The organism is Clostridium pacaense (assembly GCF_020709765.2).
Lineage (GTDB): Bacteria > Bacillota > Clostridia > Lachnospirales > Lachnospiraceae > Enterocloster > Enterocloster hominis.
This window is the reverse complement of the sequence record NZ_JAJFEB020000019.1, coordinates 82,344-100,403: the sequence shown is the minus strand read 5'-3', so window position 1 is coordinate 100,403 and position 18,060 is coordinate 82,344. Positions and strand designations below refer to the sequence as shown.

The window sequence follows — 18,060 nt, the reverse complement described above, 5'->3', positions numbered from 1 at the left end:
CTAAACATAAAAAGGGCCCTTTTCATAGAATTGGGGCGGGATTTTACAAATCCCACCCCAACTATTGACAAAGAGCCCAAAAAAAGACAATGCCGGAAACCCTTATACTAAGGATTACCCGGCATTGTCCAGCGTGTAGCAGATAAAGCAAAATCCGAACCCCTGTTAAAGAGTTCGGATTTAAGCTTATCGAGTGGAGCTGAGGGGAATCGAACCCCTGTCCGAAAACCAATTCCCTGTTCTTCTACTATCATAGTCCCTTATTTGACATTCCCTCTGCCATCAGAGAAAGGACACCCGGATGGTTTCAGTAGCTTCATCATACGCCCATATGCTCAAAGCTTTGCATAAGTCGTTTCCCACATAGTCGATGCCAGGGTCTTAAAGTGCGGGTGCTCTAAGTCTGACAGCTGCCATTAGGCAGCGATTGCTAATTCGTCGTTAGCGTTTATATTTATTTTTGCCATTTAACCCATCGCATGGGGATAGCTTCACCAGCTGCATGACCCCCGTCGAAACCAGTACAACCCCTGAATGATCAGTGTTCCATGTGTCTGGTATGCTAACGAATCCTGCGCTTTCTACATAATAGCAGTTTCCCCGTCCGTTGTCAAGGGTGGAGTTTGGAAGAAGGACGCATGGGCTGGAACCGGACAGGAACCTCATTCCCTGATTTAAATGCCTGCGCTTAGTCATACACCCCGGATTCAGCAAAAAAATAATGGCGTTCCGTTTCCCCAAAGAACTTATCATAAAACGCGCCCGCAAATAGTGAACAGACCCACTTTGTGCCCGCCAATTCCTGTTCCAGCCGTTTTGTCCCGGACTCAGGGGCATTTCCCGGCATCCACCATAACAGCTCCTTCTGAAATGCTTCCACGTCCTTATCCTTAATATGGAACCAGCGGTTTTTAAGCCCAAAATAGTCATCAATCCAATAACCGCGCAGCGCGGCAATCCACTCAGCATCCGGCATCCGCCTCACCACCTGCTGGTCCGGCGAGGTCCGCTCCTGCTCACTGCATATCCAGTCATTCTGGTAGTACAGGTCCAGAATGAAAAGCACGGAAAATGCTTCCTGCCAGCCTTCCACCAGCGGCTTTTCCACGCCAATAAAGGAAACTCCCAGCGGATATTGGAAAAAGTCATGGATTTCCGCATCATATTTCCTGATATCAATGGCTGCCGCATTTATAGCCAGCCTTTCTTTGTCCTGTGTTAACCGATCCAGCTGTTCAACCAGATTCCCCATTTTCCCACCTTATATTCCCTTAATATTTAAAAAACCCCCAGGCCCAGCAACTGCAGGACCAGCAGCCCCAGAAGAAAGGAAACGGCATTGGCCGCCGCCGTATACTTCAGTATGGACTGCCTTGGAAACCTTCCCCCCATGAAGCGCAGATAAATCCGGTATTCTGCCGCCAGCACAAGGATTTCAAACACACACATCACGGGAAAATAATATCCCCTGAGATACAGACGGAAGGTGAAATCCAGATACCCTAATAAAACATTCATAATCAGGTTGGTGCCAATATTCGTAAGGAATATCACCCGTTTTGGCCCAACACCCATGATGGCCCCGGCTGCTGTTTCAATCCCCGCATTAAAAAGCACGGTCAGAACCAGCATGATGGCTGTTCCTGCAAAATATTCCCTGTAATGAACAGGGGCCGGGGAATTGGCATACACCTGAATCATTCCAGCTTCCATGAAAAACATTGCCATAAGACAGGATTTTCCCGCACAGTCCTTCTTCAAATTCATTCCTCCCTGTACCTAGTATAATACTCCAACCCATTCTATTAATCATTACATGCCATACAGCCCCGGACATCTGCTCCAAATCACGGATCCGGCTGAAAATAATATCTTCATTGGGTCCATAATCCAACGTATCCCAGCCAATCTTCTCCCTCACGCCCTTCAGGACCTGTCATATCCCTCCCGGTATCCGGGGTATTAAATATCCTATTGGTAAAATGCACAAAACAAAATTTCATAATCGATAAAGTTTGTGCAGACTTTTTTCATACCATATGCTATTATAATTAATGTAAACTCCCCCAATACATTATATAGTTTTTGCTACACCCCATAAGAAACGAAATACCTTCTCCTAAAATGACCGGTTCCCCGACCGGTCATTTTTCATTGTGTTTAATCTGGTTTTAATGCTGCCCCTCCTGACTATAAAGAACATTTTATCACATCCGCTTTGATTTTCCTACCATATTCCATAATACAGGCTGGAATCCGGCGCCGGATATCCGGCTTATATTAATATGCTTCCGGCGGTTCCGTTACCACATCCTCCCCATATTCAAACTCTGCCTTATAAAACTCCCTGCCCTGGTCCATATCATATTCATTATGGTAGCACCATATGACCAGACGGTCCGGCGTGCCGTTCATTTGATTGTACTGGATTACAATCTTTTCAACGGTTTCCCCCACTCCCCATGGCCTGTTGATGATTACATACAGCTCTGTTTCCCTGTAATCCATACCTGAATAGGAAAATGACCGGCAGATCCTGTATTCCGGGCTCCAGGTTTTATATGCCAGGAAAATCAGGGCAGCCATTATTAATAACGCAGCGAGATATATTGTACACTTTTTCATTCCTAATTCCTCCAGTATTTATAGAACGGATGAACAGCGCAATAATCCCCCTCCTGTTTTTTTCTTCCATTGTTTTCACCGCGCGGATGTCGAAAATTGTCAATTGAGGTCTGATTCTTTACCTTCAAAATTAAAAATGGCCCGGCCGATATGGATATACCGGCCAGGTGCCTGATTTTAAATAATATATAAATGATTTGAGATAAAGAGAAATGACGGCTTTTTTCTTTTGCAGCCATGCGGCGGTATACGGGATTATTTCATCTTAGCCCTTCTTTTCCTCTATATATTTTAGGGCGGCATAATAGAGAATAATTAAGGCTGATGAGAGTAAAATGCCTGCCACGATGTCAGTAAACCAATGAACTCCCGATATAAGTCTTCCTACTACCGTTACTGCAACAATCAAAACAGAAGCTATATCCATTATCCATAGACAAACTTTCCTGTCACGTAAATAATAATGAAACTGCAACATTGCTGTGATCATAATACAGATTACAATCATTGCATGAGAGGACGGATAAGATGCTTCTAAACTTTGGGAGAGAATGACCGGTCTATAATTGATGATTACAACTTCAAAGAAAACATAAAATACAATGACAATAAAATATAATGCACCAAGCAATAGAATGCGTGGATCAACTTTCCAAATGCTTTTACGACGTATGAGTTGGATCAGTCCTAGGATTGCAAACCCCAAAGCAATTACTATGGCAACAACACCCAGCCAGTCAGTAATGCTATACCAAAGCAGGTTCACCCCAAAAAGGTTAAATACAAACTGATTAAGAGTAGCAAGTCCTATCATAGACTGCTCCGGTCCGACAGGCTGTACATCAAGTGTCTTAATCATAACAGTAAAAAGCATAAAAATCAGAAACAGAATTCCTGTCATGATGATACATTTTTTTGATTTCTTTTGCATAGTATACATTCCTTTCTTTTTGCCGTGATAAATTACGTGTAAGCTCTCTTTGATTATCCATCCATGCGGCCCAAAGTACAAGAAACCTGCCGTCACAACAGAAAAAAGCTCCGTCACTTATCGTGTCAGAGCCTGTTTTTAAGGAATTTATGACTATTTTTATTTTGTCCTGTTTTGCTGTAGCAATAAAAATATCTTTACTGCAAAAAACAAAAATAGCAGTATGGTTACATACGGTTCTCTTGCGGCAGCAAATAAACAGATTGCTGCCGCCCCTGTTGCCACAGAAACTTTTGAGATAATGCCACACAAATGCTCTTTATCAAAAGAAATAAAAGCAAGTCTGGCAATCCCAAGCCCAATTATAAGTAAATAGATAGCCCAATGTATTCCAATATCTATATTTGATAAATGAGTAATTGACAGAAGATTTACATGATAAAAATGGCTGCCTTGAAGTTCCCCATAGATTGGTAATACAATAAGCGCAACTGCCAATACATCTACTATTCCGCTGATAATGTCATAAATCCTTTTAACATTCGCGTTGTTTTCGGTTTCTGCAAGGGTAATTAGTTCTTCACCCGATAGCAGCTCATCTATGGTTATGGAAAAAAATTTGGAAATACACTTGAGTGACTCAATGTTAGGGTAGCCTTTGCCGCCTTCCCATTTTGAAATTGCTGTCCGTGATACATATAATTGCTCTGCAAGCTGTTCCTGCGTTAGATTTTTCCCAATCCTAAGCTGGCGCAGCTTTTCGTTAAACTCCATGATTGTCCTCCTTGCGTCCTGCCTTTTTCATTCCTCAATCCGCCTTCATCGGAATATTAAGGGTCATATCCCCGCTGTTCATCCTGCCGTATCCATCCGTCAGCAGCCGGACAATCCTTTTTGTGCTAATGGAATAGTCAGGATTCTTTATTCTGAATCCATTTCCATCCGTCAATATCTCTCCGCCAATGCTCAGGCTTTGAATTGTCTCCTCCACCGCAGTCCTGTAACGCGATAGGATGACCGTTTTATATTTACTGTCATATTGGCCCATATACCATCTGAAATCTACCAGGCATACTGCATATCCGCCCTGGGCAGCGCTTCCGGATATACGCTGCAATACGTTCAGGGCATCATCGAGGCGGCGGCCCTCTGCTTCCAGCGCTTCAAAGATGGGGTATACACGGTCACGGTCCTCCTCCGTCCCGCTGTCTTCGACATAGTATTCAAGGCTGTTTAAAAGGACGGATACATTTAACAGGTTCAAATAGGCGGAGTCCAGGTATTCCCTCTTTATTTCATTACGGCGCATATAACAGGTAATATTCATGAAAATGGATATCAGCAGGACAATAACCACTGCCAGCTGCAGTCTGTTCCTCTTCATAAGAACCCCCATTTGCTTATTCAATGCCACATATCATCACCGCTCATTCCCCTTACCTTCCATTTCCATTTTATCATGCCTCCCACGGTCCCGCCACCAGTTTCCCTCCTTAAATATATAAAGTCCGTTCAATAAACGCTTGACAGGAAAAAACTCCCATGCTATTATCAACTAAACCTATAGAAACAGTAGGAATGGAATGGAGGATAAATCATGGGAGAAAAACTTAGAAGAGAGAACAGACAGTTCAGGTTTGAGACAACACAGCTTCATGCAGGACAGGAACATCCGGATACGGCTACCGGTTCCAGGGCGGTTCCGATTTACCAGACATCTTCCTATGTGTTTGATGACTGCGACCATGCCCAGGCCCGCTTTAACCTCAGCGATGCAGGCAATATCTACAGCAGGCTGACCAATCCTACCCTGGATGTGTTTGAGGCCAGGATGGCTGCCCTGGAAGGCGGAGTGGCGGCCCTGGCAACCGCCTCGGGCGCAGCGGCCCTGGCCTATACCTTCCAGAACCTGACCCGCTCCGGCGACCATATTGTGGCATCCAGCCATATCTATGGCGGCACCTATAATTATCTGGCACATACATTTCCCGAATACGGGGTGGAAACCACATTTGTGGATCCGGCCGATCTGAAGGCATTGGAGGAGGCTGTCAAAGACAATACAAAAGCCATCTTCATAGAAACCCTTGGCAATCCCAACTCGGACATTGCGGATATAGAATCCATTGCGGACATTGCACACCGCCACCAGATCCCGCTGGTGATTGACAACACCTTCGCAACCCCTTATCTGGTCCGCCCCATTGAGTATGGCGCTGATATCGTGGTCCATTCTGCCACCAAATTCATCGGCGGACATGGAACCACGGTAGGCGGGGTGATTGTGGACGGAGGAAACTTTGACTGGGTTGCTTCCGGGAAATTCCCCGGGCTTACGCAGCCCAATGCAAGCTACCACGGCATCCGCTTTGCGCAGGATGTGGGCGCCGCTGCATTTGTCACCCGCATCAGGGCCATCCTTTTAAGGGACACAGGCGCAACCCTCTCCCCCTTCCACGGATTCATGTTCCTCCAGGGGCTGGAAACCCTGTCCCTCAGGGTTGAACGCCATGTGGAAAATGCACTGGAAGTGGTTGATTACCTGAAAAACCATCCCCTGGTGGAAGCAGTCCATCATCCGGCCGTGAGCCAGGATCCCGGACAGCAGGCGCTGTACCGGAAGTATTTCCCCAATGGAGGCGGCTCCATCTTCACCTTTGAAATCAAGGGCGGCGCTGGGCAGGCCAGGAAATTCATCGACAGCCTGGAGCTGTTTTCCCTGCTGGCCAATGTGGCTGACGTGAAGTCCCTGGTCATCCATCCTGCTTCCACCACACACTCCCAGTTAAATGAGGCCGAGCTTCTGGAACAGGGTATCCGGCCGGGAACCATCCGTCTGTCCATCGGTACCGAACACATTGACGATATCCTGGAGGACCTGGAGGAAGCGTTCAACTCCATCGTATGAATACTGCATGACGTACAACTGAATCCGCCGGACGGGCCGCAAAACCGGAAACAGTTTTGCGGCCCATATGCCGGATTTATCCGTATTTACAAATTAAATCAAAGGATCCTCTACCAATCATCACCGGCACCTTCCCACAACAATGACCTCATACTCACTCAATGCCTTTGTAATCCATCCTGCAAATCCAATGTAGAAATCAAACGCCGTGTCATCAAACCGTATATTACCCATGTCGCGTTCCATCTCCTGAATCAGGCTGTTCCACTGGTCCCTGTCCATCCGGTTATCCTGACAGGCATCAAACCCTGGACGCACATGCTCCAGATAGGGAAGCAGCAGCTTCACATAATCTGTCCGGAACACGGTCAGTGTATCTGCGCACGTATCATACCAGCCTTCCGGCCCGGTATCTGCATTACATGGATAAAATGTCAGTGTGGTGGTTTCGTCCGGCAATGAGAAACATTTTAGTACCATGCTGTATCCCCCTTTTCTTCCATCCCGATGATAATCAGGTCAATGGAAGGCATCTTCTCCTTCTATTATACTCCATCCCTTAACGCCGGACAATAAAAATCCCCTCCTCTACCCTTCTATTTTCCCACATTCTGTGATGGTTCCCATATCCGGGAACTTAAGTGCCCCCTTTTCATCTGTCTCAAGGCATACGCAGCCCTCAAACATGCTTCCGTCCTCTTTCAGGCGGTAAAGTTCATCTTTCCAGATAACCCACTGGTCCTTTGCCATGGCTCCATTTTCCTGAAGGTAATACCATTTTCCATCCGAGCCTGTCTTCCAGTCATTGTGCACCATCATGCCTGCAGCGTCAAACCAATACCAGTAATCCCCATCCTTATACCAGTCATTGGCCACATAGTCCCCGGTATTACCCAGATAGAACCTCCAGCCTCCGTTTTCTTCCACCCAGCCTGATTTCTTAACCGGTTCTGTTATGCCGTAATACAGGGCAATGGTATCGGCCTGGGCGCTGGCCAGACGTTCAAGGTTGGCATCATTTAACAGCCACTTCACAACCTCACCATTGGTATGGAAGGAATTCTCCAGGATCAGCCCCGGCGTCCCCACGGCCGTTGCCCCGCGCAGTACGCCATAGTAATCGCCATTGCTTCCCCTGCGGTGTTCAATGCGCGCAGGCTGGCCTGTTCCGATGACCGTCTCCACACACTGTGCCAGGGCCATCCCGATTCCATCCGCACTCCCGTTAATGGCACAGTATGCCGCAGGGTAATCCACTGCATTGTTAACAGAGTCCCCCACTGCATTGGTATGGTCCGATATAAACAGGTCGCATCCCCTGGAGGCGGCTCCCCTGTCATATAAACCTCTATCCGTGTCCTTGTCTTCCCTGGTAGTGATTACCTCGATTCCATAGGCTTCCAGGTATTTTTTCTGAAGCAGATGCAGCTTCCATACGATTTCCGACTCATAATAACGCTTGTCTGCCGGGCTTTGATTATATCTTCCATAATGGCCTGCGTCTAAACATATCTTCATACTATGATCACATCTCCTTTCTGCTATGGTATATAATACGCGGGAATTCCAGGATTGTCCCAAAGGGGAGGAGGAGTGCATGGGAATGACCGGGATACTGTATCCACAGGTCAGGGCAAAGGACGGACAGAACGCCGGGTTCTCTGTGCCGGGAACACACAAAGCGGAAGGCCGGGACGGAAACCTCTGCTCCGTCCCGGCCTTCACTGCCCGCTTACGCCTGCGGGTAAAAGAACCTGGTCTTCTGTACCGTGCCTATCGGCCTATGCTTTCCAAAGGCCGTGAAGATTACAGTATGCATAAACTGCCTCAACCCCGTCGCCCTGACAGACCATGAATTCTGCCTGGGGCTTCTGGCCCGGCTTCAGTTCCTTTCTCTGGTTGCCCTGTGTGGTGGCAAGGGCAATCCACTGGATATAGTGCTCAGGTGTCATGGGATGCTCTGCCGCCCCAACGGTAACCGTAACCTTCTGTCCGTCCACCGTAACCACCGGAACATGCTTTTCAACGGCTGCATCCGTTGTGTTGGCAACCAGCTCCTGCATCTTTTCACCGCAGCACATGACCGGTACCCCGCTGCTCTTTACGTACGCAATAATATTGCCGCAATGACTGCAAATATAAAATTTCATGTTTCTGCTCCTTCCTTTATGTATTTTATTATATATTCTAAGTCTATCACATTGATTACAATTTACAATGCCATATGTACATATTTATGATAAATGTCATGTTTTTTACTGCTTCATGTCCATTTCCAGGCACTGGAACGGCAGACGGTTTCCCTCATGTCCACCCATTTTGCAGATCTGGCGGTTTGCCTCCAGACAGTGTATGGGCTGGAAGAGCCGGTCTTTACTGATGAGGGCCGGAAGGCTCCACAGATAATCATCCATCCGGTTCAGACTGGCCACTGACCGGCGCCCATGGGTCCTTGTCAGGGTGACTGGCCCGGCCTTGTCCAGATATTCCTGTATCTGAAGCCCGGAATACCCCTCTGCTTCCAACATCATCCTCACGCCTTCCACAAACAGCGCTGTAAAATCCCTCCACCCGGCAGCATCCATGCCGCACAGGACCACGGCTGCACGGTTACTGGCATTGACCGCAACCAGGGTATCTTCTGCCTGCAGACGGATACGGTGGATCTCCCAGCAGTAAAACAGCTTCTGTTCCGTCCCGTATTCCAGGTTCCTTATATTCAAATGCTTCTGTAAAGGTATGGTAATCCCCAGCTTCATGGCCCTATCCTCCTGTTCCTGCGATGAATTTCCCTTATTCACAAACTCCTTACACTCTGTTCATAATTTTGTTACAGAATGATAAAATTCTCCTCATATTTTACCGATATACTAAATATTGTAAAGAGTTAATGCTAATAAAACTTTTTTTCATAATACTCGGCCGGTAAAGATGATTTACCGGCCTCCTCCTTTATCTACGGCTTTTCCGATTCTTTTCCCGGATGCACCAGTGCCCCTTTCCCCCGTATCAGCATATGATAAACAAAAAAGGATTTTTCCTTATGAATTATGAACATCTTACCCCTGTCATGGGGACCATCACCGACATTACCGCTTACAATGATGACTGCTGCAGCCAGTTCGTCACCCTCAGCGTGGACGGACAGCAGATTAATATCATCATGACCCATGATACCTTTGTTGTGGATACCATGCGCCTGTTCCCGGGAATGCGCATCGCTGCTTTCTATGACAGCACCCAGCCTGTTCCCCTCATCTATCCGCCCCAGTACCGCGCTGACCTGATTGCAGTGCTGCGGCCTGAAGAGGATGTGGCCATCGGTTACTTTGATGACAGCCTTACTGCCATTGATAATTCCTTAAGGCTGAACCTGTACCAGTCCACCATTATTTCCACCATGAACGGCCAGGCCTACCTGTGTTCGCCTGCCAACCATTACCTTCTGGTTTATTACACGGCCACCACAAGAAGCATTCCCCCGCAGACAGCCCCTGGACGCATCATCGTGCTGTGCCAGGCCACTTGAGGCATATCCCGATGTTACTTTGCAGGTCCTGATGCCCAGTATATATAGATTATGGAAATGAACAGCGGGATACACCACGTTGAAAATGATGAGGCTTACCAGACACTTCCGGTAAGTCTCACATATAAATGTCGGAAAATGAGTATACGGCTGGCACATTTCCCATGTCACTGTAATAATGCATATAAACTTTTTTTGAAATAGTAAATCTTTGTGCACACTTTTTTTATCACCTATGCTATTATAATTAACGTAAACCCCCCCAATACATTATATAGTTTTTGCTACACCCCATAAGAAACGAAATACCTTCTCCTGAAAAGACCAGTTCCCCGACTGGTCTTTTCACTTTCCAGGATTGGCAAATTCCATCGGATAATTCCGTTGGAAAACTCCATCAGATAATTTTTTAATTTTTTTCAAAAAATACTGGACAAATTAAAAACTCTATGGTATTATAAACAAGCTGTCGCTGATGAGTACAGCAGACAACCTAAGGCCTGATGGTCAAGCGGCTAAGACGACGCCCTCTCACGGCGTAAACCCGGGTTCGATTCCCGGTCAGGTCATAAGAAAAGCAAGCAGATGATGCTTGCTTTTTTCTTATCCAAAACCGTCCGGAAAACGGATCCATAACATCCTTAGGGTTCCTTCATCCGTTCCCTTGTCTCCTTGTCAACCAGCTCCCGAAGCTTTGTCAGCCTGCCGTCCTGCCCGTAATATTCCTTTCCGTAAGAAAGGTTAAAGCCATAGTCAAAATCCGGCGGATTCTCTCCCTGGCTGTGCTGCAGGATGGTTTCCGCCTTGTCCATGGCCTTTACGAACCTGGCTTCCGGCGTCCTTGCCTGGTTATACTCCTCACACAGGCTAATGATTTCCTCTGCGCAGGCCCCTGGAAGGCCGGCAACCGCTTTTGCCACATCCCTCTGTTCCTGGTCATGCTTTTTCCCTGCATCCGGCCGGAGCGCCGCGGAAACATCCCCGCTGTACAGTTCCCCAAGGTCATGGACCAGACACATGAGCATCACCTTTTCCCTGTCAAGTTCAGGAAATTCATGGCAGAGCACCGCCGCGCCAAGGGCCAGGCGCCAGGAGTGCTCTGCCGTGCTCTCCTGGCGTCCTGAAACAGTCCATGCTGTCCTCAGCGTGGATTTAAGCCCTTCCACTTCTTTTATGAAATCCAGATATTCCTTCATGTTTTGCCGTCCCTGTCCTAATAAAGGTTTTTCACCTTAAAATCCTTTTCCAGTTCCCTTCTCTGGTCCTTCTTGGCAATATCCGCCCTCTTGTCATAAAGCTTTTTACCGCGGGCCAGCCCGATCTGGACCTTAACCAGGCTTCCCTTAAAATACACCTGAAGGGGAACCAGGGTATAACCCTTCTGTGCAATCTTGCCGCCCAGCTTCATGATCTCATACTTGTGAAGCAGGAGCCTGCGGGTACGCAGCGGGTCCTTATTGAATATATTGCCCTTCTCATAGGGGCTGATGTGCATGCCGCAGACATACACCTCTCCCTTGTCAATCTTGACAAATGCTTCCTTGACGCTGCATTTGCCCATACGGATGGACTTTACCTCGGTGCCGAAAAGTTCGATTCCGGCCTCGTATTTCTCATCAATGAAATAATCATAGTATGCCTTCTTATTATTGGCTACCAGCTTAATACTTTCCTTCCCCATGCGTCTATTCCCCTTTCTCGTCCGCCGGATGCTTCTCCCAGTCCTTTGCCAGGATAAAGTCAACGGTTCTTAAAAGCCTGTCCGTGGAGGACACGGTCACCCTTATGGGCTGTCCCAGCTTATAGGTCTTTTTCGTCATCTCCCCTATGAGTTCATAGTGCTGTTCATCAAATATATAATAATCGTCATCCAGGTCGCTCATGCGCACCAGGCCCTCCACGGTGTTGGGAAGCTCCACATACAGCCCCCAGTTGGTAACGCCGGATATGGCTCCGTCAAAATCCTGTCCGATGAACCGTGACATGTATTCGCATTTCTTCAGTTTATCCGTCTCCCGCTCCGCTTCATCCGCCCTGCGTTCCAGGGCAGAGGTCTGCACCGCCACTTCCGGCAGGATTTTCTCATAATGTCCTGCCCTCTTATCGCTTAATCCTCCCTTCAGCGTCTCCTTGATGATCCTGTGGATCTGAAGGTCAGGATAGCGCCTGATAGGAGAGGTGAAATGTGTATAGTACCTGGTAGCCAGGCCAAAATGCCCGGAACACTGGGTGGTGTACTTTGCCTGTTTCATGGAACGCAGGGTCAGTCTGGAGAGCAGCGCCTCCTCCGGCGTGCCTTCTATCTTATCCAGCAGCTTCTGAAGCTCCTTGGGGTGGATTTCCCCGTGCTGCATCTTAATGAAGTAGCCGAAATTGTTGATGAATGTCCCCAGCTGTTTCATCTTTTCCGGATCCGGGTTGTCATGGCTCCTGTAAAGGAACGGGATGGACTGCCAGTAATAATCCTCGGCCACGGTTTCATTGGCTAACAGCATGAAGTCCTCGATGATCCTGGTGGCCGCGTTGCGCTCATAGGGTTTAATCTCCAGGGGCTTTCCCTGTCCATCCAGAACAATCTTGCTCTCCGGGAAATCAAAGTCAATGGCTCCCCGCTTCCTGCGGCTCTCCCTGAGTATATCCGCCAGCTCCTTCATGCAGTCAAACATGGGGACGAAATCCTCATATTCCGCCATCACAGCCTCATCCCGGTCCGTCACAATGGCATTGACCGCGGTATAGGTCATGCGCCGGTCCACATGGATCACTGTCTCGGCAATCCGGTGGTCCAGCACGGTCCCCTGGCCATCCACCTCCATGATGCAGCTTAAGGCCAGCCGGTCCGTGCCTGCGTTCAGGGAGCATATGCCGTTGGACAGCTTGTGCGGCAGCATGGGTATGACCCGGTCCACCAGATAGACGCTGGTGCTGCGCTTGAACGCTTCCCGGTCAAGAGGGCTTCCTTCCTTCACATAATGGCTCACATCTGCAATATGGACCCCCAGGATATAATGTCCCTGATTGTCCCTGCATATGGTCACCGCGTCATCCAGATCCTTGGCATCCTCGCCGTCAATGGTCACGGTCTGAAGCCCCCGCAGGTCAAGGCGGCCCGAAAGCTCCCCGCCCCATCCATCGTGGGACGAAAGGTCACTGATGCCATAAGGGCTGCCCGGCTTTGCCGGCTGGCCTGGAACATCTGGCTGGCCCGGAACATCCGGCTGGCCTGGAACATCCGGCTGGCCTGGAACATCCGGCTGGCCCGGAACCGTCACGTCCTCCGGGATATCCTCTATCTCCTCCATCACCTCCTGGGGAAATGTCTCAGGCAGCCCATAGGCCCTGACAATGGACAGGATATCCGTGCCCGGGTCGTTGACATGTCCTATGATTTCCGTGACACGTCCCTCCGGCTTATGTTTCTCACTGCCAAAGTCCGTAATCTTCACAACCACCTTGTGTCCGGTCACTGCTCCCATATCGCAGCCCTGGGGGATGAAGATATCCTTTGCCAGCTTCTGGTTGTCCGGTATGACAAAACCAAAGTTCTTATTCTTCTGGTAATAGCCCACTATCTCCTGGTTGGCATGTTCCAAGACCCGGATGACAGCGCCCTCTGCCCTGCGTCCGCCCGAACCCATGCCGGAACGGCTGCCGGACATCCTGCTGTCATGTTCCACCACAATCTGCACCCGGTCCCCATGAAGGGCTGCCCCTGTCTTATCCTCCGGTATGAACACATCCTGTTCCATCCCCTCCACTGTCACAAACCCAAAGCCCTTGGGATGCCCGGAAAATATACCATTTACGGAAAATGTCTCAGCCTTTCCATATTTCCCTTTCTTGGAAACACCAATCCTGCCTTCCGCCACCAGGGCATTAAGGACCTCCATCAGATCCTCCCTCTGTGATTTGGGAATGTTCAAAAGGATGGCCAGTTCCTTGGCCTTCATGGGCACATAGGCCTTGTCATCCATTAATTCCGTCAATATCTGCTTGCGCTGTTCCAATAATTCTTTTTCCATATACCCTCTTTTCCGCCTAAAGAAATAAAACACCCTTATATGAATACAAGGGTGTTTTGGTCACGTTCACTTCTTTTCTCTTATTATCCCGCAATCTTCAGTAGAATATTCAGGATAATGGTAATAATCATAAATACAATCGCACCGTATCTGGTAAAATGCTCCAGGGCGCCTTCCATGGAACGTCCTCTGTTCTTGCTCCAGTAACTGTCTGTGGAGATACCGCCGATTGCACTTCCAAGTCCGTTGGACTTACCTTCCTGCATCAGGATAACGATTGATATGGCAACACCAAGGATTACATATATGATTGATAATATAACCTGTATAACTGACATCCGCCTGCACCTCTTCATTTTCTTATAGTCAAACACAGATATCTTATCACACTTTGTCCGAAAAAACAACCTGTTTTCCCATTTTTACACAGCTTTTATGCCCTTTCATGCCGTGTCACTGATATATGGAAATAGTGTGTGACAGCCGACCGGCCGTCTTCCCCAAGGCTACATGGCCTGGGATGTGATAAAGGACAGATTCCCCTGGAACCTGACGGTCCCGTATCCGGCAGGTACAATGAAATGGCATCCCTTTTTCACTGCGGTGCCGTCCACCGTGCCTTCGCCTTCCAGGATGCTCACATTGGCAAACCTGTCCCCGAAGTCCTCCTCCCACTCACCTGCCATATCCACCTTGTCAGCGGTATAATAGCAGCAGGTAATCAGGTGGTACTTCTTACCGTTGTCCGTTTCCTTCACAAGCACTGGCTGCTCATCCTCACGCTGCACAAAGGGCGCTTCTATCACGTCAATGCTCTGCTGCACATGCAGCTGCCTTGGCCTGCCCTCAGAAAGCCTGTCATAGTCATAGACCCGGTATGTAATGTCACTGCTCTGCTGTGTCTCCAGGATTAAAGTCCCTCCCTTGATTGCATGGACGCACCCGGGGTTAATCTGGAAGAAATCACCTTTCTTAATGGGTACCTCCCGGATGAACTCCGTCCACCTGCCCTGTTCAATCATGGACCTCAGTTCTTCCTTATCCTTTGCATGGTGGCCGATGACAATGGTCCCGTCCTCATCACAGTCCAGGATATACCAGCATTCCATCTTCCCAAGGGAACCGTTCTCATGTTCCGCCGCATATGCATTGTCCGGGTGGACCTGGATGCTTAAATCATCCCTTGCATCGATGATCTTCACCAGCAGCGGGAATTCCCCGCAGGAATCAGCCACGGTCCCAAACAGTTCCTTATGCTCCCTCCATAACGAACTTAAGGTATGTCCAGCATATGTACCGGATGACACCCTGCAGTCACCGCTTCTGTGTGCGCTGATAGCCCAGCACTCCCCTGTGTGCCCGCTTGGGATATCATAGCCATACACTTCCTTCAGGCGGCTTCCGCCCCAGATTGCTTCCTTAAATACCGGTTCCATCATTAACAGTTCTTTCATTCCCTTATCTCCCATCCTTACTGCATTATTTATATTTCAATATTGCCTTATTTCATCATACATAAAAATGGGGGGTTGTCAAGATTTACCGTTGAAGTAGCTGAAAATAAACAGCATATACCCGGCTGTCCCTGGAAAGGACAGCCGGATGCTGCATATCCGTATTTATTCAGCAGACAGGCTGAGGTTCTCCTCAATGCGGAGCAGCTGGTTGTATTTAGCCACACGGTCTGAGCGGCAGGGCGCCCCTGTCTTAATCTGTCCCGCGTTCACAGCTACCGCGATATCGGCAATGATGGAATCCTCTGTTTCACCGGAGCGGTGGGAAATAATGGTCCCGAATCCGGCCCGCTTTGCCATCTCAATGGCTTCAAAGCTTTCCGTCAGCGTGCCGATCTGGTTGACCTTTACAAGGATTGCATTGCCCGCCTCCAGGTCAATGCCCTTTTTCAGCCGTTTCGTGTTGGTCACGAACAGATCGTCCCCCACCAGCTGGATGCGGTTTCCCAGCTGTTCTGTGAGCATTTTCCAACCATCCCAGTCTTCTTCCTCAAGTCCGTCCTCAATGGAGCAGATGGGGAAACGGTCCACCAGCCCCCTGTAATATTCCACCATCTCCCCGGCGCTGCGCTGCACCTGTCTGCCCGCCATCCGGCTCTCGCCCGGGAACAGGTACAGGCCGGTGGCTTCATCGTAAAGCTCACTGGACGCCGCATCAATGGCAATCTTCATATCTGAACCAGGCTTCAGGCCATTCTTCTCCATGGCCTTAACAAGATACTCCAGTACCTCCTCTGAGTTCTTAAGGTCAGGGGCAAAACCGCCTTCATCGCCCACCCCCGTGCTGTATCCGTCTTCCTTTAAAAGCTTTTTCAGGGTATGGTATACCTCCGCGCACATCCTTAATCCTTCTGAAAAACAGCATGCTCCGTATGGCATGATCATGAATTCCTGAAGGTCCACCGTATTGTCCGCGTGCTTTCCTCCGTTTAGGATGTTCATCATGGGGATGGGAAGCTTTGAGGCGTGAATCCCGCCCAGGTACCGGTATAAAGGCATATGAAGCCCATTGGCCGCTGCCCTGGCCACTGCCATGGACACCCCAAGGATTGCGTTGGCTCCCAGCTTTGCCTTATTCTCAGTCCCGTCCGCCTCTATCAGCAGATGGTCAATATACCTCTGGTCCAGGGCGCTTTCAAAAAGCACTGCCTCGCTGAGCACTGAATTCACATGCTCCACTGCCTTTTTCACACCCTGCCCATTATAGCGCTCCCCGCCGTCCCTTAATTCCACGGCCTCAAACTTACCAGTGGACGCGCCTGACGGAACGGCAGCGCGTCCGCTTGCCCCGCCCGTAAGGCAGACCTCCACCTCCACGGTCGGATTCCCTCTGGAATCCAGTATCTCACGGCCCGTGACCGCCTCTATCTCCAACTCATTCAACATAAAAAATGACCTCCTCATATCAATCTCTCAATGATATAAGGATAGCCATTTTTTAGCATTTTATGTATGAAAATCTTAATTGAGCCGCGCCCCGTCCGCACCTACCATATATCCGTCCGGCGTGACCGTGCCCGCCAGCATGGCCCCGCTGTCATCGCAGTAATAAAACTTATCATTCCACTGGATCCAGCCGGTCTCCATATAGCCTTCCCCGTCAAAAAAGTACCACTTCCCGCGGATAGACTGCCAGCCATCCTTCGTATAGCTTCCGTCCGGATTCACATACCACCATCCCCTGTCATCCCGCATCCACTGTCCGTTCAGCCTGGCAAGGTCTTCCTCCGTCACATCCATATAGGTGGATTCCTGCCAGTCCCCTGCATTGCTGCGGCTGTCAACGGCCCTTACCTTAAAGTAATAGGTTCCGGTCCTGGGGAACCTGCCTGAAAAGTCAAAGCTGTTCTCCTTCACCGTATACACGTTTCCAATCCCGTCATCCGAGGTTGTGGAATTATTGCCATAGCGGCACAGACGCACCTTGTAGTTCTTAGCCAGGCTGTTATGGTCCCAGTGTGCAATGCCGTTGTACTCATCCCAGGTAAGCCCGCTGACATCCAGGTCCTCATCATCCTCGTCCAGCTTTTCCAGGGTAACGGTAAGCACCATCTCAGACTTGTCAGACTTGGTGGAGCTTGTCACATACTTCACCTTGTCCCCGCTGAAGGAAAATGCACTCTTGCCTGACTTTGCAAAGTAATAATCGGAATCAGCAGACAGCCACACCTCCACCTTCGGCTTGTCCCCGCCCACCCAGAAATCCTTTTCATTAACAATATCCACACTCTCAACGGAGCAGTTGCCGCTGCCCAGAGTAACATCCACATCGCCTCCGGACTCTCCTGCCTGGATATCATAAGAAAACGACAGTTCAATGGTGCCGACCTTCTCACGCTCCTCTTTTGCCAGGCTTACCATGGATATGGATGCAGCAACGGCCAGGGACAGCCCCAGCGTGATGACCCATTCCCGCTTTCTTCCCATAAGAAACTCCTCCTTTGAATTATTCTCACTTCATCATATCACAAAACCATGATAATTTGAATCTCATTTCCAGACCTTGGGTCTTATTTTTCCTGGGTCTTATT

General features: G+C 49.0%; 19 protein-coding genes, 1 tRNA gene and 1 other RNA gene. 3 read left to right on the top strand and 18 right to left on the bottom strand.

Features of this window, described 5'->3' with window-relative positions:
* Positions 1-191 precede the first annotated feature (191 nt).
* The 7 genes from ssrA to LK536_RS52650 all read right to left on the bottom strand — a co-directional run bounded on the left by ssrA (position 192) and on the right by LK536_RS52650 (position 4,940).
* Positions 192-531: a transfer-messenger RNA gene (gene ssrA / locus LK536_RS52680) on the bottom strand.
* 157 nt (positions 532-688) lie between these two features.
* Positions 689-1,252, bottom strand: a complete 564-nt coding sequence (locus LK536_RS52675; protein WP_227796853.1) for a hypothetical protein — start codon at positions 1,250-1,252, stop codon at positions 689-691.
* Positions 1,253-1,278: 26 nt separating this feature from the next.
* Complete coding sequence (locus LK536_RS52670) at positions 1,279-1,761, bottom strand: hypothetical protein (protein ID WP_227796854.1); 483 nt, start codon at positions 1,759-1,761, stop codon at positions 1,279-1,281.
* A gap of 519 nt (positions 1,762-2,280) precedes the next feature.
* Positions 2,281-2,625, bottom strand: coding sequence for a hypothetical protein (locus LK536_RS52665; protein ID WP_227796855.1), 345 nt, complete (start codon positions 2,623-2,625; stop codon positions 2,281-2,283).
* Positions 2,626-2,890: 265 nt separating this feature from the next.
* Complete coding sequence (locus LK536_RS52660; RefSeq protein WP_506092227.1) at positions 2,891-3,484, bottom strand: phosphatase PAP2 family protein; 594 nt, start codon at positions 3,482-3,484, stop codon at positions 2,891-2,893.
* Positions 3,485-3,715: 231 nt separating this feature from the next.
* Positions 3,716-4,330, bottom strand: coding sequence for a helix-turn-helix domain-containing protein (locus LK536_RS52655; RefSeq protein ID WP_227796857.1), 615 nt, complete (start codon positions 4,328-4,330; stop codon positions 3,716-3,718).
* A 34-nt stretch (positions 4,331-4,364) separates the two neighbouring features.
* Entirely contained in the window at positions 4,365-4,940 is a 576-nt protein-coding gene (locus tag LK536_RS52650) for a hypothetical protein (protein ID WP_227796858.1), read from the bottom strand.
* Positions 4,941-5,153: 213 nt separating this feature from the next.
* Between LK536_RS52650 and LK536_RS52645 the strand changes: the two genes are divergently transcribed.
* Positions 5,154-6,464: an O-acetylhomoserine aminocarboxypropyltransferase/cysteine synthase family protein gene (locus tag LK536_RS52645; RefSeq protein ID WP_227796859.1), complete on the top strand. Its 1,311-nt coding sequence runs from the start codon at positions 5,154-5,156 to the stop codon at positions 6,462-6,464.
* A 120-nt stretch (positions 6,465-6,584) separates the two neighbouring features.
* Here the strand turns inward: LK536_RS52645 and LK536_RS52640 are convergent, their stop codons facing one another.
* The 4 genes from LK536_RS52640 to LK536_RS52625 form a co-directional block, all read right to left on the bottom strand.
* Positions 6,585-6,944 carry a hypothetical protein gene (locus tag LK536_RS52640; RefSeq protein WP_227796860.1) on the bottom strand — a complete coding sequence of 120 codons (360 nt, stop codon included), beginning with the start codon at positions 6,942-6,944 and terminating at the stop codon, positions 6,585-6,587.
* Positions 6,945-7,052: 108 nt separating this feature from the next.
* Complete coding sequence (locus LK536_RS52635; protein WP_227796861.1) at positions 7,053-7,982, bottom strand: N-acetylmuramoyl-L-alanine amidase; 930 nt, start codon at positions 7,980-7,982, stop codon at positions 7,053-7,055.
* A 263-nt stretch (positions 7,983-8,245) separates the two neighbouring features.
* On the bottom strand, positions 8,246-8,614 hold the full coding sequence (locus tag LK536_RS52630) for a desulfoferrodoxin family protein (RefSeq protein ID WP_008717952.1): 369 nt from the start codon (positions 8,612-8,614) through the stop codon (positions 8,246-8,248).
* 105 nt (positions 8,615-8,719) lie between these two features.
* The gene (locus tag LK536_RS52625; protein WP_227796862.1) at positions 8,720-9,223 is read right to left on the bottom strand and encodes a DUF6933 domain-containing protein; all 504 of its coding nucleotides are present in this window, start codon (positions 9,221-9,223) and stop codon (positions 8,720-8,722) included.
* 284 nt (positions 9,224-9,507) lie between these two features.
* On the opposite strand from LK536_RS52625, the gene LK536_RS52620 reads away from it, so the two are divergent.
* A complete protein-coding gene (locus LK536_RS52620) occupies positions 9,508-9,993 on the top strand; it encodes a hypothetical protein (protein ID WP_008717956.1) in 486 nt (161 codons plus the stop codon).
* Positions 9,994-10,490: 497 nt separating this feature from the next.
* Positions 10,491-10,562, top strand: a tRNA-Glu gene (locus tag LK536_RS52615).
* 72 nt (positions 10,563-10,634) lie between these two features.
* Here LK536_RS52615 and LK536_RS52610 read toward each other — a convergent pair.
* The 7 genes from LK536_RS52610 to LK536_RS52580 form a co-directional block, all read right to left on the bottom strand.
* Complete coding sequence (locus LK536_RS52610; RefSeq protein WP_008717957.1) at positions 10,635-11,189, bottom strand: HD domain-containing protein; 555 nt, start codon at positions 11,187-11,189, stop codon at positions 10,635-10,637.
* A 17-nt stretch (positions 11,190-11,206) separates the two neighbouring features.
* Positions 11,207-11,674 (bottom strand): SsrA-binding protein SmpB, encoded by a 468-nt coding sequence (gene smpB / locus LK536_RS52605; protein ID WP_008717959.1) that lies wholly within the window; start codon positions 11,672-11,674, stop codon positions 11,207-11,209.
* A gap of 4 nt (positions 11,675-11,678) precedes the next feature.
* Positions 11,679-14,015 carry a ribonuclease R gene (gene rnr, locus LK536_RS52600; RefSeq protein ID WP_235712254.1) on the bottom strand — a complete coding sequence of 779 codons (2,337 nt, stop codon included), beginning with the start codon at positions 14,013-14,015 and terminating at the stop codon, positions 11,679-11,681.
* Positions 14,016-14,098: 83 nt separating this feature from the next.
* The gene (secG, locus tag LK536_RS52595) at positions 14,099-14,353 is read right to left on the bottom strand and encodes a preprotein translocase subunit SecG (protein WP_008717963.1); all 255 of its coding nucleotides are present in this window, start codon (positions 14,351-14,353) and stop codon (positions 14,099-14,101) included.
* A gap of 168 nt (positions 14,354-14,521) precedes the next feature.
* The gene (locus LK536_RS52590) at positions 14,522-15,469 is read right to left on the bottom strand and encodes a type I phosphomannose isomerase catalytic subunit (protein ID WP_008717964.1); all 948 of its coding nucleotides are present in this window, start codon (positions 15,467-15,469) and stop codon (positions 14,522-14,524) included.
* A gap of 165 nt (positions 15,470-15,634) precedes the next feature.
* Positions 15,635-16,915 carry a phosphopyruvate hydratase gene (gene eno, locus LK536_RS52585; protein WP_040379790.1) on the bottom strand — a complete coding sequence of 427 codons (1,281 nt, stop codon included), beginning with the start codon at positions 16,913-16,915 and terminating at the stop codon, positions 15,635-15,637.
* Positions 16,916-16,990: 75 nt separating this feature from the next.
* Positions 16,991-17,956 carry a hypothetical protein gene (locus LK536_RS52580; protein WP_227796863.1) on the bottom strand — a complete coding sequence of 322 codons (966 nt, stop codon included), beginning with the start codon at positions 17,954-17,956 and terminating at the stop codon, positions 16,991-16,993.
* Positions 17,957-18,060: the final 104 nt, after the last annotated feature.

Excerpts from the sequence above, each read along its gene's own strand:
- LK536_RS52660 (WP_506092227.1), bottom strand. The coding sequence starts at position 3,484 with ATGATTAAGACACTTGATGTACAGCCTGTCGGACCGGAGCAGTCTATG.
- LK536_RS52645 (WP_227796859.1), top strand. The coding sequence starts at position 5,154 with ATGGGAGAAAAACTTAGAAGAGAGAACAGACAGTTCAGGTTTGAGACA.
- LK536_RS52655 (WP_227796857.1), bottom strand. The coding sequence starts at position 4,330 with ATGGAGTTTAACGAAAAGCTGCGCCAGCTTAGGATTGGGAAAAATCTA.
- eno (WP_040379790.1), bottom strand. The coding sequence starts at position 16,915 with ATGTTGAATGAGTTGGAGATAGAGGCGGTCACGGGCCGTGAGATACTG.
- secG (WP_008717963.1), bottom strand. The coding sequence starts at position 14,353 with ATGTCAGTTATACAGGTTATATTATCAATCATATATGTAATCCTTGGT.
- LK536_RS52635 (WP_227796861.1), bottom strand. The coding sequence starts at position 7,982 with ATGAAGATATGTTTAGACGCAGGCCATTATGGAAGATATAATCAAAGC.
- LK536_RS52675 (WP_227796853.1), bottom strand. The coding sequence starts at position 1,252 with ATGGGGAATCTGGTTGAACAGCTGGATCGGTTAACACAGGACAAAGAA.
- LK536_RS52590 (WP_008717964.1), bottom strand. The coding sequence starts at position 15,469 with ATGAAAGAACTGTTAATGATGGAACCGGTATTTAAGGAAGCAATCTGG.
- LK536_RS52640 (WP_227796860.1), bottom strand. The coding sequence starts at position 6,944 with ATGGTACTAAAATGTTTCTCATTGCCGGACGAAACCACCACACTGACA.
- smpB (WP_008717959.1), bottom strand. The coding sequence starts at position 11,674 with ATGGGGAAGGAAAGTATTAAGCTGGTAGCCAATAATAAGAAGGCATAC.
- LK536_RS52625 (WP_227796862.1), bottom strand. The coding sequence starts at position 9,223 with ATGAAGCTGGGGATTACCATACCTTTACAGAAGCATTTGAATATAAGG.
- LK536_RS52620 (WP_008717956.1), top strand. The coding sequence starts at position 9,508 with ATGAATTATGAACATCTTACCCCTGTCATGGGGACCATCACCGACATT.
- LK536_RS52650 (WP_227796858.1), bottom strand. The coding sequence starts at position 4,940 with ATGAAGAGGAACAGACTGCAGCTGGCAGTGGTTATTGTCCTGCTGATA.
- LK536_RS52630 (WP_008717952.1), bottom strand. The coding sequence starts at position 8,614 with ATGAAATTTTATATTTGCAGTCATTGCGGCAATATTATTGCGTACGTA.
- LK536_RS52580 (WP_227796863.1), bottom strand. The coding sequence starts at position 17,956 with ATGGGAAGAAAGCGGGAATGGGTCATCACGCTGGGGCTGTCCCTGGCC.
- LK536_RS52665 (WP_227796855.1), bottom strand. The coding sequence starts at position 2,625 with ATGAAAAAGTGTACAATATATCTCGCTGCGTTATTAATAATGGCTGCC.
- LK536_RS52610 (WP_008717957.1), bottom strand. The coding sequence starts at position 11,189 with ATGAAGGAATATCTGGATTTCATAAAAGAAGTGGAAGGGCTTAAATCC.
- rnr (WP_235712254.1), bottom strand. The coding sequence starts at position 14,015 with ATGGAAAAAGAATTATTGGAACAGCGCAAGCAGATATTGACGGAATTA.